This is a genomic window from Pseudonocardia sp. (assembly GCF_029263155.1).
Taxonomy (GTDB): domain Bacteria; phylum Actinomycetota; class Actinomycetes; order Mycobacteriales; family Pseudonocardiaceae; genus Pseudonocardia.
Map to the genome: position 1 here is coordinate 20,265 of NZ_JAJCYB010000039.1, position 13,689 is coordinate 33,953.

Consider the following 13,689-nt stretch of genomic DNA (forward strand, 5'->3'; position numbering starts at 1 on the left):
CTCAGGACGTCGCCGACGCCCAGTTCTGCGCCACCACGGCGTTGGCGGCGTCGGTCTGCTCCTGCGTCGGGTAGGTCGGCTCGCCGCTGACCGGCGGCAGCACCGAGACCAGCGCCGCGTCGGCGGTGCCGGAGTCCGTCATCTCGGTCAGCCGCACCGGGCGCGCCTTGCCGCCCAGCCAGATGTTCTGGCCCACGTCGGAGTAGAGGAACTCCTGCCAGAGCCGCGCGGCGGCCGGGTGCGGGGCGTTCGCGTTGATCGCCTGCGCGTAGTACTGGGCGAACAGCCCGTCCGACGGCACCGCCACCCGCCACTCGAACGACGCCGCCACCTGCTCGGCCTGGGTGAGGTTGAGGTAGTCCCAGTCCAGGACGATCGGGGTCTGGCCGCTCTCGATGGTGGCCGGCGTCGGGTCGACGAGCAGCAGGTTGCCGCTGTCGGCGAGCCCGCCGAAGAACTCCAGGCCCGGGGTGATGTCGTCGAGCGAGCCGCCGTTGGCCAGCGCCGCCGCCCACACACCGGCGAAGGCCGACGCCGACGCCGTCGGGTCGCCGTTCAGCGCCACCTGCCCGGCGTACTCGGGCTTCGCCAGGTCCCCGAAGGTCTGCGGGCAGTTCGCGACCAGGCTGGTGTTGCAGCCGATGGAGACGAAGCCGCCGTAGTCGTTGACCCAGGCGCCGTCGGCGTCCTTGTTGCCCTCGGGGATCGTGTCCCAGGTCTGCACCTGGTAGGGGGCGAACAGGTCGACGTTGCCCAGTGCGAAGGACTGACCGAGGTCGAGCACGTCGGGCGCGCGCTCCTGGGTGCCGAGCTGCTGCACCGCGTTGATCTCGTCCTGGCTGGAGCCCTCCGGGTTGGCCGACTCCACGGTGATCCCGTAGGTCTGTTCGAACGTGGAGATCATCTCGGCGTAGTTGGCCCAGTCCGGGGGCAGCGCGATGACGTTGAGCGTGCCCTCGGCCTGCGCGGCCGCGACCAGCGCGTCGAAGCCGCCGCCCGCCTCGGCGGACGTGACGGTGGACCAGTCGGTGCCGTCGGCGGCGGGCGCCGGGTCGGAGCCACCGCCGGAACTCACGCAACCGGTGACCGCCAGGGTGGCGCCGATGGCGGTCACGGCCAGCAGCCGTCGCAGTACGGGCATCTCGGGACTCCTTCGCGGGCAGCCGGCGTACGCCGGACCGGCGCAGCGTGCAGGGGAGACCTGGCCGCCGCGCGACGATCACGCGTCGGGGGGATGTCGGACGGCTGTCCGGCTGGTTCGACTTCAGGCCGTGACGACTCCCCGCGCCCGCCACGCGGTCGTGCGGAGCCCGCCGCCACGGCTCCCGCAGCGCCGCGTCACGCTGTGCCGCGGGATCGCGAGAGCGAGGGCGTGGGTCGTCCCCGACGACCCCCGTGGCGTCATGTGGACACGCGCGCCCGATCGGGCCTCAACGGCCGCCGCGGGCCATCGCCAGCACGTCCAGCGCCGCGTCGAGCTGCTCGGCCGTGAGTCGCCCGGCCTCGACGTGCCCGCGCTCGAGCACCACGTCGCGGATGGTGCGCTTCTCCCGCAGCGACTGCTTCGCGATCGACGCGGCCTCCTCGTACCCGAGGTACCGGTTCAGCGGCGTGACGATCGACGGGCTGGACTCGGCCAGCTCCCGGGTGCGCTCGACGTCGGCCACCACGCCGTCGACGACCTTGTCGGCGAGCAGCCGCGCCGCGTTCGCGAGCAGCCGCGCCGACTCCAGGACGTTGCGCGCCATCACCGGCATCATCACGTTGAGCTGCAGGTTGCCCTGCGTGCCGGAGAAGGCGACGGTGGCGTCGTTGCCGATGACCTGCGCGGCCACCATCATCGCGGCCTCGCAGATCACCGGGTTGACCTTGCCGGGCATGATCGAGCTGCCCGGCTGCAGGTCGGGCAGGGCCAGCTCGGCCAGCCCGGTGCGCGGTCCGGAGCCCAGCCACCGGATGTCGTTGGCGATCTTGAACAGGGCGACGGCGACGGTGCGCAGCGCCGCGGAGGCCTCCACCAACCCGTCGCGGGAACCCTGGGCCTCGATGTGGTCGGGCGCCTCGGTGAGGACCTGGAGCCCGGGATCGACCGCACGCAACTCGTCGACGACCATCGCCCCGAAACCGTCGGGCGCGTTGAGCCCGGTGCCGACGGCGGTGCCCCCGATCGGCAGCTGCGCGACCCGGGGGAGTACCCGGAGCACCGCGTCGGCGGCGTTCTCGACCTGCGTGGCCCAGCCACCCGCCTCCTGCCCCAGCGTGATCGGCACGGCGTCCATCAGGTGGGTGCGCCCGGCCGTGACGACGTCGGCCCACTCCGCGGCCTTGCGTCGCAGCGCCTCGGCCAGGTGCTCCAGCGCCGGCCCGACGTCGTGCACGAGCGCCTCGGCGGCGGCCACGTGGATGGTCGTCGGGAAGACGTCGTTGGACGACTGCGACGCGTTGACGTGGTCGTTCGGGTGCACCTCCACCCCCGCGCGGGCGGCGAGGGAGGCGATCACCTCGTTGGCGTTCATGTTGGAGCTGGTGCCCGAGCCGGTCTGGAACACGTCGACGGGGAACTGGTCGTCGTGCGCGCCCGCGGCGACCTCGTCCGCGGCAGCGGCGATCGCGTCGGCCCGCTCCGCGTCGAGCACGCCGATCCTCTTGTTGACCCGCGCCGCCGCCGCCTTCACCAGACCGAGCGCCCGGATCTGCGCCCGCTCCAGCCCGCGCCCGGAGATCGGGAAGTTCTCCACGGCCCGCTGTGTCTGGGCGCGCCACAGCGCGTCGGCGGGCACCCGGACCTCGCCCATCGTGTCGTGCTCGATGCGGTACTCGGTGATGGGGCGCTGGGTCATGGGGACAGTCTTCTCCCTCGTTCTCCCGTTCGCCGGACACTGTCGGTGGTGCCTGCCACAGTGCGACCATGACAGCCATGACGGCCCACGTCCCGAGCACCCTCGTCACAGCCCCGCGGATCACCGCGGACGAGTTCCTCTCCGGCGACCACCCGATCGGCTCGGAACTCGTCGACGGGGTGGTGTACGAGATGGATCCGGCCTTCGACCATCAGGAGGTGGTGTCCCGGCTGTTGACGGCGCTGCGCGAGCAGACCGACCACGGTCGCGCCGGCATCGGCGGCAACTGGGTGCTCGCCGACGGCCACGTCTACAAGCCCGACGTGTGGTGGAAGGCGCAGCGCCCCCGCGGGGTCCGCCACGACGGCCCGCCGGAGCTGGCGATCGAGGTGCGCTCGCCGGGCACCTGGGCGCTGGATGTCGGCCCGAAGCTGCGGCAGTACGAGGCGGCGGGCACCACCGAGTTGTGGCTGGTCGACACCGCGTCGTCCACCGTGCTGGTGTTTCGCCGCGACGACTCCGGCCCGGGGTTCGCCGACGCCGTCGAGTTCGCGGCGGGGGAGGAGCTCACCAGCCCACTGCTGCCCGGCTTCGCGCTCGACGTCGACGCGCTGTTCGCCGACCTGGGCTGAATCAGCTCACGACCTGCACCGCGTCACCGCGGTCCAGCGCGGCGAAGAACTCCTTCGCCGCCGAGCGGGACAGGTGGATGCAGCCGTGCGACTGCTCGCTCAGGCTGCCCTGGTGGTAGGCGATGCCCCCGCTGAAGAACACCGAGTACGGCATGGGGCGTCGTAGGTCGGGCTGACGTGGTCGCGGATCACGGCAGCGGGTGGTGCTCGTGCCTCGCCAGCTGCTCGTCGGACAGGTCGAAGTCCACGGTGGAGTACTCGCGCAGCTTCGTCAGCCGGTGATAGCCGTCGATCATGCGGACGGTGCCCGACTTGGAACGCATGACGATCGACTGCGTGGTGGCGCCGCCGCCGCGGTAGTGCACGCCGCGCAGCAGGTCGCCGTCGGTGATACCGGTGGCGCAGAAGAACACGTTGTCGCCGCGCACCAGCTCGTCGGCGGTGAGGACGCGGTCGATGTCGTGCCCGGCCGCGACGGCCCGTGCCCGCTCCTCGTCGTCCTTGGGCCACAGCCGGCCCTGCATCGCACCACCCATGCACTTCAGCGCCGCCGCGGTGATGATCCCCTCGGGCGTGCCGCCGATGCCGTAGAGCATGTCGACGCCGGAGTCCGGGCGCGCGGCGGAGATCGCCCCGGCGACGTCGCCGTCGGAGAGGAAGTGGATGCGGGCTCCGGTGCTGCGGATCTCGGCGACGAGCTGGTCGTGGCGGGGCCGGTCGAGCACGCACACGGTGACGTCGCTGACGCCCAGGTGCTTGGCCCCCGCCACCCGCCGGATGTTCTCGGCGACGGGCGCGGTCAGGTCGATCACGTCGGCCGCCTCCGGGCCGACGGCCAGCTTCTCCATGTAGAACACCGCGGACGGGTCGAACATCGCGCCCCGCTCGGCCACGGCGAGCACGGCCACGGAGTTCGGCATGCCCTTCGCCATCAGCGTGGTGCCGTCGATCGGGTCGACGGCCACGTCGCACCACGGGCCCTCACCGTTGCCGACCTCCTCGCCGTTGAACAGCATGGGCGCCTCGTCCTTCTCGCCCTCCCCGATGACGACGACACCGCGCATCGACACGCTGCCGATGAGCTGGCGCATCGCGTCCACGGCGGCACCGTCACCGCCGTTCTTGTCGCCGCGCCCGACCCAGCGGCCCGCCGCCATCGCCGCCGCCTCCGTGACCCGGACGAGCTCCATCGCGAGGTTGCGGTCGGGGGCCTCCCGGCGCCTGGTGCTGGTCATCTCTCCGGCCTCCTGCTGGGTGCGTGCTCGTGCGGCAGCCGCGCGGCGCGGCGCGGCGACGGGGGATTCGGTCGATCCTCGCAGATGACCCGCCGCCGTGGGCGGGTCCTGAGACGACGGTCGCGCCGCGCGGCGGGATGATGGTCACGTGACGGAGCCGCCCCGCAAACCCCCGCGCTCGGCGATGACCCTGCGCGACATGCTCGTGGCGATCGGCGTGCTGGCGCTGGTCGTCGTCGTGATCGGCGGGGTCACCCGCGGCTGCACGTTCAGCCCGGGCGGGCCGACGGTCGACCAGGGCGCGCTGCCGGTCGTCGACGCCCCCGCCGAGCTGCGCGACCTCGCCCGGACGGTGCCGTTCGCGCTGCGCGTGCCGGGGGTACCGCCGGGCTGGCGGTCGAACTCCGTGGGCCAGGACCGCGTGGACCCCGCCGACGAGGCGGCCGGTCGGTCCGTCCGGGTCGGCTACCTCACCTCGGAGGGCCGCTACCTGCGGCTGGTCCAGAGCGACGCCACCGAGGAGGCGCTGCTCGCCGCCGAGACCGGGGCCGCGGCGGTCCCGGCCCGGGGCACCACCGACGTCGGCGGTCTGACGTTCGTGGTGTACGGGGCACCCGACGACGAACCGATCTGGATCGGTGAGCTCGACGGGGTGCGCGTGCTGATCACCGGGAGCGGCACCGAGCAGGACTTCCAGGCCCTGGCCGGGGCGCTGCTGACCGGCGAGCGGCTACCGGTCGGCGGCTGACCCGACCTCGCCCGTGCCCGCACGGTCGGCGCGGGCGTCCAGGGCGGAGCGGACGCGCTCGCGGGCACCGGCGAGCTGCTCCTCACAGCGGGTGGCCAGCGCCTCGCCCCGCTCCCACAGCGCCACCGAGTCGTCGAGGGAGAGCCCGCCGGCCTCCAGCGCGCGCACCACCTCGACCAGCTCGTCGCGCGCCTGCTCGTAGCCCAGCGTGTCCACCACGGCCTGCTCAGCCATCGGCCCGTCCCGTCCTCGTGCGTGTCGTCCTCCTGCGCGGACCCGGCGTGGCGACCGGGACCTCGGCCGCGGTGGCGTGGTCCGCGACCACCGTGGCCGGCACCGCACCGTCGGCGACGCGGATCCGCAGGACCGCCCCGGCGGCCACCTCGCCGACCGAGCGCAGCACCGGCGGCGGCCCGGGCCCGTCGACGAGCCGCTGCACCACCGCGTACCCCCGTGCCAGCGTGGCCGCGGGGCCGAGGGTCGTCAGCCGGGCGCGCAGGTGCTCGATCTCGACGCCGCGGCGGTCGAGCCCGCGCTCCACGGACCCGCGGGCCGCGTCGCGCAGCCGTTCCACCTCGGTCAGCCGCGCCTCGATGCCGTGCAGCGGGTCGGCCAGCACCGGGCGCCCGCGCAGCGCCGCCAGCAGGCGTTCCTCGCGATCGACCCAGCCGGCCAGCGCGCGGCGGGCGCGGTCGCGCAGCCCGGCGATGCGGGCGGTCTCCTCGGCGAGGTCGGGCACCAGGCGCCTGCCGGCCTCGGTCGGGGTGGAGCAGCGGACGTCGGCGACGTGGTCCACCAGCGGGGTGTCGGGCTCGTGCCCGATCGCGGAGACGACCGGTGTGCGGCAGCCGGCGACGGCGCGACACAGCGTCTCGTCGGAGAACGGGAGCAGGTCCTCGACGCTGCCGCCGCCGCGGGCGAGCACGATGACGTCGACGGCCGGGTCGCGGTCCAGCGCCCCGAGCGCGTCCACGATCTGCGGCACGGCCAGCGCACCCTGGGTGGCGACGTGCTCGATCCGGAACCGGGCGGCGGGCCAGCGGGCCGTCGCGTTCGACACGACGTCGTGCTCGGCGGCCGAGGCCCGGCCGGTGACGAGCCCGATGCAGCCGGGCAGGAACGGCGGGCGGCGCTTGCGGGCGGGGTCGAACAGCCCCTCCGCGGCGAGCAGCGTGCGCAGCCGCTCGATGCGCGCGAGCAGCTCCCCGATGCCGACGGCGCGGATCTCGTCGACGCGCAGGCTCAGGGTGCCGCGACCGAGGAAGAACGACGGCTTGCCGTGCACGACGACCCGGTTGCCCTCCGCGACCGCCGCCCCGCCGTCGCGGACGAGCCCGATCGGTGCGGTGAGCTGCAGCGACACGTCGGCGGCGGGATCGCGCAGCACCAGGAACGCGGTGCCCGTACCGGCCCGGGCGGTGACCTGCGCGAGCTGGCCCTCGACCCACACCGCCCCCAGCCGGTCGACCCACTCGGCGATCTTGCGAGCGACCGTGCGGACCGGCCAGGGCTGCTCCGCGGTGCTGGAGCTCCGGGCGGGCGCGTTCATGCCTCCGTGACCGTGGTGATCCGGTTGGTCAGCATCGTGACGTACGGCGGACGCGCGTCGTGGGCCTGCTCCCACGCCAGCAGCGCGCGCAGGTCGGCGGGCGAGAGCGTGCGCAGCTTCGCGCGCAGCTGCGGGATCGACAGCTCGGCGTAGCCGGGCAGCACGGGCGGCTCGTCGGAGACGGGTGCGGGCGGGGACGGCGGGCTCTCCGGGCGGGACACGGGGATGGGCCGCGCCACCCGCGGCGGCGCGGGCGGGCGCAGCTCGGTGACGGTGCTGGCGCCGTTGCGGTGCGGCGGCTCGTCGTCGTCGAACGTGGCCCAGCTGGGCCTCTCCTCGACCGGCCGCAACGCGCCGAGCGCCCGGTCACCCTTGATCGCCAGCTCGGTGACCCGCTGCTGCATGCGCATCGAGACCTGCAGCGCCTGGCTGACGGCGGTGACCGGGAACTCCACGACGAGGCGGGGCAGATCCCGGGCCTGCTCCACGGCGGTGGCGACGAGACCGGCGGCGAGGCGCACCGGCAGCGGAAGCGGCATCATGCGGCTCATTCTCGCCCGTGCGCGCGGATCGGGCACCCCCGGGCCCTCGGACCGCACTTCGGAGCCGTACTGCTGTTCCACGCACCCAGAACCCGCGCTGTGGCTCCGAAGTGCGGAATCGGGTGCGACGGGACACGATGCGCGGCCGCCGCGGCGGCGCGTCCGTAGGCTGGCGCCCATGTCCGTCCCCGCGAAGCGCGTCCTGCTCGCCAAGCCCCGCGGCTACTGCGCCGGGGTCGACCGCGCGGTCGAGGCCGTCGAGCTGGCCCTGGAGAAGCACGGCGCCCCCGTCTACGTCCGCAAGCAGATCGTGCACAACAAGCACGTCGTGGAGACGCTGGAGGCACGCGGCGCGATCTTCGTCGACGAGACCGACGAGGTGCCGTCCGGCGCGCTGGTCGTGTTCTCCGCGCACGGAGTCTCGCCCGCCGTGCACGAGCAGGCGAAGGCCCGCGAGCTGCGCACGATCGACGCCACCTGCCCGCTGGTCACGAAGGTGCACCACGAGGCCAAGCGGTTCGCCCGCGAGGACTACGACATCCTGCTGGTCGGCCACCACGGCCACGAGGAGGTCGAGGGCACCGCGGGCGAGGCCCCCGAGCACATCCAGCTGGTGGAGACCGCGCAGGACGTCGCGGACGTGACGGTCCGCGACCCCGAGAAGGTCATCTGGCTGTCGCAGACCACGCTCAGCGTCGACGAGACGATGGAGACGGTGCGGCTGCTGCGCGAGCGGTTCCCCGCCCTGCAGAACCCGCCGAGCGACGACATCTGCTACGCCACGCAGAACCGCCAGGTGGCGGTCAAGGCGATGGCGGCTCAGTGCGATCTCGTGCTGGTGGTCGGCTCCACGAACTCGTCGAACTCGGTGCGGCTGGTGGAGGTGGCGCTGCAGGCGGGCGCGGGCGCGTCGCACCTGATCGACTACTCGCGCGAGATCGACGACACCTGGCTCGACGGGGTGCGGACCGTGGGCGTGACCAGCGGCGCGTCGGTGCCGGAGGTGCTCGTGCGCGGCGTGCTCGACCATCTCGCCGAGCACGGGTTCGGCTCGGTGGAGGAGATCACGACCGCCGAGGAGACCCTGACCTTCTCCCTGCCCCGCGAGCTGCGGCCTTCCCGCGCGCCCGCCCGCTGACCTTCTTCTCCGGCTCGGCGCCGGGCCGCTGCGCGAGGATCCGGCCGACGCCGATCGCGAGCACGGCTCCGGTGGTCCAGGCCATCATCGGGAAGCTGTTGACGAGCGGTGCGCCGATGGTGAGCAGGCGCTCGGAGATGCCGGTGCCCGGCCGGGGCGAGCCCGCGAGCAGCACCACGACCGGCACGGCGACGGCGAGCAGCAGCGGTGGCGCCACCATCGGCCCGAACAGGCTGCGGCGACGGACCCAGCACACCGACAGCACGCAGCCGCCGAGGTAGCAGACCGTGAACACGGCGCCGAGCGTGCCGGCGCGGAGCAGGTCGACCAGCACGCCCAGGCCGGTGAGCGCGGCCGCGAGCCCGACCGCTGCGAGCGGCGGCACCCCGAGCACGGTGGCGATCAGCGAGCGGTCCGGCACCGGCCAGCGCCCGCCCGCACCGCGCTCGGCCACGTCGACGGTCACGGTGCCCAGGCCGCGACGGTGGCTCGCGCGCCGGCCGGCCGTCCACGTGGTGTCGGCGGCGCACACGGGCGTACAGCGGCCCGGCGGGCTCGCCGCGGCGGACCCTGCCGGGTCGGCGATCCGGCCGCCTGCGTCGCGTCGTGCGGCCTTTCCGCATCCCGGTCACCGGGGCGAGGGCACCGCGGAACGAGGAGATCGGGGGTCATCCGCGCAGGCTAGCGCGCGACTCCCCGCCCCGGTCGTCACGTTCGCGGTCGCGTTCGTGTGCTTCCCGCTGGTGCAGCGCGACCAGCGCGTCGGCGGCCGAGGCCACCAGCTCCGGCGCCGCGATCACCCGCGGCGCACGGTCGACTTGGCCCGGTGCGGCGAGCTCGTCGTCGGCGACCTTGAGGTCGGTGAGCTTGCGCGCCGTGACCAGCACCCGCGCCTCCAGCGAGCTGACCGTCTGGTTGTAGCTGCCCACCGCGGCGTCGAGGCTGCGGCCGAGCTTCGCGACGTGCGTGCCCATCGTGGCCAGCCGCCCGTGCAGCTCCTTGCCGAGCTGGTGCACCTGCGCGGCATTGGCGGCCAGGGCCTCCTGCCGCCAGCTGTAGGCGACCGTGCGCAGCAGCGCGATCAGCGTGGTGGGCGTGGCGATCACGACGTTGTGCACGAACGCGTGCTCCATCAGCGACGGGTCGGCCTGCAGCGCCGCCTCCAGGAACGGGTCGCCGGGCACGAACAGCACCACGAACTCCGGGGACGGCTCGAACACCTCCCAGTAGCTCTTGGCGCTGAGCTGGTCGACGTGCTGGCGCAGCTGGCGCGCGTGGGCGGCGAGGCGCTCCTTGTGCACCCCGGCGTCGCGGCTCTCCACCGCCTCCAGGTACGCCGCGAACGGCACCTTCGCGTCGACGACGACCTGCTTGCCGCCCGCCAGGCGCACCACCATGTCCGGGCGCACGCCGCCGTCCTCGCCCTGTCCGGTGACCTGCGTGGAGAAGTCGCAGTGCTCCACCATGCCGGCGAGTTGCACGATGCGTTCCAGCTGCAGCTCGCCCCACCGCCCGCGCACCTGCGGCGCGCGCAGCGCGTTGACCAGCTGCTTGGTCTCGCCCTGGAGCTGCTCCGAGCTCAGCCGCATCGCGCTGACCTGCTCGCGCAGCCCCGCGTACGCCGACTGGCGCTCCTTCTCCACGTCGCGCAGCTGTCCCTCGACGCGCGCCAGCGTGGACGTCATCGGGTCCAGCAGCGCGCTGATGGCGTGGCTGCGGGCGGCCGCGTCACCGTCGGCCTTGGCGTGCAGTGCCGCCGTGGCCTCCTGGAGCCGCCCCTCGGCCAGCGCGACGAACTGCTCGTTGTTGCGCGCCAGCGCGTCGGCCGACAGCGCCTGGAACGCCTGCTTGAGCTCGGCGTCCCGATGGGTGAGCAGCTCCTCGCGCCGGGCCCCCGCCTCCCGCTCGCTGCGCAGGGCGGCGTGCGCGCCCGCGGCGTCGGACTCGGCGCGGCGCAGCCGCCCCACGGCGCGGTCGAGCTGCTCACCGAGCTCGTCGACGCGCTCGAGCAGCGCGGTGCGCTCGGCGCGCAGGCCGGCGGCGTCGGCACGGGCCATGGCGGAGTGGTCGGCCGCGGTGCGGGCGGCCTCGGCCACGGTGGCCCGGGCCCGGGCCGTGGCCAGCGCCCACGCGGCGACCGCGCCGAGCCCGAGCCCCACGGCGAGGCCGATCAGCAGCACGGAGGTGGTGTCCACGTGATCAGGGTGCCGCCGACCCCCGACAGAACCCGGCCGAACACGCCGGGCGGGGACCACCGGCCGCACCGCGTCGCCGAACGGTCGAACGCATGTACGACGCCGGCCGGACGTGGTCGCACAGGTTGCGGATCCTCGCAGCGCGTGCAGCTTGTGCGACGAGCGGCAAACTGTGCGACGAGCTGAAGCCTGTGCGACGACGCGTCCCCGGCCTCAGCCGGTGGCTTCGTGCTCCAGCAGTCGCCGCTTGACCTCCACGCCCCAGCGGAACCCGCCCAGCGTGCCGTCGCTGCGCAGCACCCGGTGGCACGGGACGAACAGGGCCGCCGCGTTGCGGGCGCAGGCCGAGGCGGCCGCCCGCACCGCCGCGGGCCTGCCGGCCTTCGCCGCGTACTCCGTGTAGGTCACCGGCGCGCCTGCCGGAACCGCCCGCAGCACGTCCCACGCGTGCTCCAGGAACTCGCCGAAGCGCTGCCGCACCGGCACGCCGTCGATCGCGGACAGCTCACCCGCGTGATAGCAGGTGATCGCCTCGCCGGCGGTGCCGAGGTCGCCCTCGGCGAGCTCGGCCGGCCGCAGCGAGGCGTGGATCAACGGGAGCAGGTCGTCGAGCACGGCCGTCCAGCCCGAGGCCAGCACGGCCCCGTCCGCGTCGACGACGGCCGTGAACGGCCCGAGCGGGGTGTCCAACGTGGACCATGTGCTCATGATGTCCTCCGGGGGGTGGTGGCGGCGCGCCACAGATGTGTTGCGGCGTAGGAGCGCCAGGGCTTCCAGCGCTCCGCCCGCGCGGTGAGCCCGTCCACATCGGACGGGAGATCGAGGGACCCGGCCCCGCGGCGCACGGCCAGGTCGGTCGCGAGCAGCTCGTCGGGCTCGCCGACGACGCGCATCGCGACGTAGCCCGCCGTCCAGGGGCCGATGCCGGGCAGGGCCAGCAGGGCGGCCCGCAGGCCCGCGGCGTCCCGGCCCGCGTCCAGCACGAGCGAGCCGTCGGCGACGGCCGCGGCCAGACCCACCACGGTGGCGGTGCGCCGGGTCGGCCCCGCGATCAGGCCCGCTCCGTGGGCCGCGATCTCGGCTGCGGCGGGGAACAGCAGGTCCGGGCCCCCGGCCGCGAGCTCGGGCGGCAGGCGCGTCCCGAGCGCAGCGGCCAGCCGCGCGGTGGCGGTGATGCCGGCGGCCAGCGACACCTGCTGGCCGAGCACGGCGCGTACCGCCGTCTCGAGCCCGTCGACGCTTCCCGGCACGCGGATCCCGGGTACCGCGGTGACGCGGTCGGCGAGCGCGGGGTCCGCCCCGAGCACCTCGTCGACGGCGACGGGATCGGCGTCGAGATCGAGCAGCCTGCGCAGTCTGGCGACGGCCGGGCCCAGGTCGCGGGGGTCGACGAGGCGCAGCGTGGCGCGCACGTGGGCGGCCGTCGGAGCCAGCTCGACGGTGGCCGCGCCGTGCGGGAGCCGCAGCGTGCGGGCGTACGTGCCGCCGGCCACCCGCTCGACGCCGGGCAGCGCGCGGGCCGCGAAGTGCGCGAGCAGCCCGTCGGCGTCCAGCGGTGCGCGGAACGGCAGCCGCAGCACGAGAGTGCCGGCCACGGCCGGCCCGGACCCGCGCCGCCGTCCGGCCTCCGAGCGCAGCGTCGTGGGCGGCACGCCGTACACCTCGAGCACGGTGTCGTTGAACTGCCGCACGCTCGTGAACCCGGCCGCGAACGCGACGTCGGCCATGCCCAGCGGCGTGGTCTCGACCAGCAGTCGCGCCGTGTGGGCGCGGTGGGCGCGGGCCAGCGCGAGCGGGCCTGCTCCGAGCTCGGCGGTGAGCACGCGGGTGAGGTGCCGCTCGGAGTAGCCCAGCGCAGCGGCCAGGCCGGTGACGCCCGCGCGTTCCACGAGGCCGTCACCGATCAGACGCATGGCGCGGGCGGCGAGGTCGGCGCGGGTGTTCCAGGCGGGCGAGCCGGGAACGGCGTCGGGCATGCAGCGCCGGCACGCGCGGTAGCCACGCAACTGCGCGGCGGCCGCCGTCGGCAGGAACTCCACGTTGGCACGCTTGGGTTTCATGGCCGGGCAGGAGGGGCGGCAGTAGATCCGGGTGCTGCGCACGGCCGCGATGAAGTGCCCGTCGAACCGCGCGTCGCGGGAGGCGAGCGCGTTGTAGCAGCGGTCGTGGTCGAGCATCACGGGGACGACTGTGCCACCCCCGCCACCCGCGCACTGGCGGTTTTCGGACACGGCTGCGCACTCGAACATGAGCGCGCTCTCATCTGATTCTCACGATCCGTCCACTCGCCGCCCGCAGGATGGATGCCATGCGAACTCCCCTGACCGTGGCGACCGGGCTCGTGCTCCTCGCCGGCGTCGTGGTCGGCGTGACCACCGCGGCGTCCTCCCCGGACGACCCGGCGGGCGTCGAACCCATCCGCGTGGAGGTGCCCGCGGTGCCCGGGGTCGTCGCCGACGTCGAGACGGCGGTGCCGGACGTACCCGAACGACCGCAACCGGAGCTCACCCCGGCGCGGGAAGCACCTCGCGACCCGAACGGCTACGTCGCACCGCCCCCGGCGGACGACGACGGGGACGACGACGGCGATGACGGCGATGACGACGACGACGGCGATGACGACGACGACGGCGATGACGACGACGACGGCGATGACGACGGCGACGGCGACGACTGACAGTGAGTATGTAGGGGAGCCCCGCAGCGGTCGTCCTGACCCAACGTCTGACTGGCTGCGTGCCTTTAACGGGATCTGTCGGTCGGTCCGCTGCGGGGCTCGTTCTGCACTCACCAGACGCGCGGTGTGACCT

At 74.4% G+C, this 13,689-nt stretch carries 14 protein-coding genes and 1 pseudogene; 4 read left to right on the forward strand and 11 right to left on the reverse strand.

Annotated elements, in window-relative coordinates; translation table 11 throughout:
• Position 1: 1 nt before the first annotated feature.
• Both Q1K26_RS06805 and Q1K26_RS06810 read right to left on the reverse strand, forming a co-directional pair.
• A complete protein-coding gene (locus Q1K26_RS06805) occupies positions 2–1,141 on the reverse strand; it encodes an extracellular solute-binding protein (RefSeq protein WP_300008562.1) in 1,140 nt (379 codons plus the stop codon).
• Between the two features lie 289 nt (positions 1,142–1,430).
• Complete coding sequence (locus Q1K26_RS06810) at positions 1,431–2,840, reverse strand: class II fumarate hydratase (RefSeq protein ID WP_300008564.1); 1,410 nt, start codon at positions 2,838–2,840, stop codon at positions 1,431–1,433.
• Positions 2,841–2,908: 68 nt separating this feature from the next.
• Between Q1K26_RS06810 and Q1K26_RS06815 the strand changes: the two genes are divergently transcribed.
• Positions 2,909–3,472: a Uma2 family endonuclease gene (locus tag Q1K26_RS06815; protein WP_300008566.1), complete on the forward strand. Its 564-nt coding sequence runs from the start codon at positions 2,909–2,911 to the stop codon at positions 3,470–3,472.
• A gap of 1 nt (position 3,473) precedes the next feature.
• On the opposite strand, the pseudogene Q1K26_RS06820 reads toward Q1K26_RS06815, so the two are convergent.
• Both Q1K26_RS06820 and glpX read right to left on the reverse strand, forming a co-directional pair.
• Positions 3,474–3,632, reverse strand: a pseudogene (locus Q1K26_RS06820) (L,D-transpeptidase); the annotation flags it as partial.
• A 28-nt stretch (positions 3,633–3,660) separates the two neighbouring features.
• Positions 3,661–4,707, reverse strand: coding sequence for a class II fructose-bisphosphatase (gene glpX / locus Q1K26_RS06825; RefSeq protein ID WP_300008568.1), 1,047 nt, complete (start codon positions 4,705–4,707; stop codon positions 3,661–3,663).
• Between the two features lie 148 nt (positions 4,708–4,855).
• On the opposite strand from glpX, the gene Q1K26_RS06830 reads away from it, so the two are divergent.
• The gene (locus Q1K26_RS06830) at positions 4,856–5,455 is read left to right on the forward strand and encodes a DUF4245 domain-containing protein (protein ID WP_300008570.1); all 600 of its coding nucleotides are present in this window, start codon (positions 4,856–4,858) and stop codon (positions 5,453–5,455) included.
• On the opposite strand, the gene Q1K26_RS06835 is transcribed toward Q1K26_RS06830, so the two are convergent.
• From Q1K26_RS06835 to Q1K26_RS06845, 3 genes are read right to left on the reverse strand one after another with little or no spacing between them, the layout of a single operon-like run.
• Complete coding sequence (locus tag Q1K26_RS06835) at positions 5,438–5,689, reverse strand: exodeoxyribonuclease VII small subunit (protein WP_300008572.1); 252 nt, start codon at positions 5,687–5,689, stop codon at positions 5,438–5,440. The genes Q1K26_RS06830 and Q1K26_RS06835 overlap by 18 nt on opposite strands.
• A complete protein-coding gene (xseA, locus tag Q1K26_RS06840) occupies positions 5,682–7,004 on the reverse strand; it encodes an exodeoxyribonuclease VII large subunit (RefSeq protein ID WP_300008573.1) in 1,323 nt (440 codons plus the stop codon). Before xseA ends, Q1K26_RS06835 begins: the two co-directional genes overlap by 8 nt.
• The gene (locus Q1K26_RS06845; protein WP_300008575.1) at positions 7,001–7,546 is read right to left on the reverse strand and encodes a lipid droplet-associated protein; all 546 of its coding nucleotides are present in this window, start codon (positions 7,544–7,546) and stop codon (positions 7,001–7,003) included. The genes xseA and Q1K26_RS06845 overlap by 4 nt, the downstream gene beginning before the upstream one ends.
• Positions 7,547–7,724: 178 nt before the next feature.
• Between Q1K26_RS06845 and Q1K26_RS06850 the strand changes: the two genes are divergently transcribed.
• The gene (locus tag Q1K26_RS06850) at positions 7,725–8,684 is read left to right on the forward strand and encodes a 4-hydroxy-3-methylbut-2-enyl diphosphate reductase (protein ID WP_300008577.1); all 960 of its coding nucleotides are present in this window, start codon (positions 7,725–7,727) and stop codon (positions 8,682–8,684) included.
• Here the strand turns inward: Q1K26_RS06850 and Q1K26_RS06855 are convergent.
• The 4 genes from Q1K26_RS06855 to Q1K26_RS06870 all read right to left on the reverse strand — a co-directional run bounded on the left by Q1K26_RS06855 (position 8,611) and on the right by Q1K26_RS06870 (position 13,056).
• A complete protein-coding gene (locus Q1K26_RS06855) occupies positions 8,611–9,150 on the reverse strand; it encodes a DUF6542 domain-containing protein (protein WP_300008579.1) in 540 nt (179 codons plus the stop codon). The genes Q1K26_RS06850 and Q1K26_RS06855 overlap by 74 nt on opposite strands.
• 202 nt (positions 9,151–9,352) lie before the next feature.
• Positions 9,353–10,879 (reverse strand): DNA recombination protein RmuC, encoded by a 1,527-nt coding sequence (rmuC, locus tag Q1K26_RS06860; protein WP_300008581.1) that lies wholly within the window; start codon positions 10,877–10,879, stop codon positions 9,353–9,355.
• Positions 10,880–11,092: 213 nt separating this feature from the next.
• A complete protein-coding gene (locus Q1K26_RS06865) occupies positions 11,093–11,587 on the reverse strand; it encodes a methylated-DNA--[protein]-cysteine S-methyltransferase (RefSeq protein ID WP_300008583.1) in 495 nt (164 codons plus the stop codon).
• On the reverse strand, positions 11,584–13,056 hold the full coding sequence (locus Q1K26_RS06870; protein WP_300008594.1) for an AlkA N-terminal domain-containing protein: 1,473 nt from the start codon (positions 13,054–13,056) through the stop codon (positions 11,584–11,586). Before Q1K26_RS06870 ends, Q1K26_RS06865 begins: the two co-directional genes overlap by 4 nt.
• A 131-nt stretch (positions 13,057–13,187) precedes the next feature.
• On the opposite strand from Q1K26_RS06870, the gene Q1K26_RS06875 reads away from it, so the two are divergent.
• Positions 13,188–13,556, forward strand: coding sequence for a hypothetical protein (locus Q1K26_RS06875; protein WP_300008585.1), 369 nt, complete (start codon positions 13,188–13,190; stop codon positions 13,554–13,556).
• Positions 13,557–13,689 lie beyond the last annotated feature (133 nt).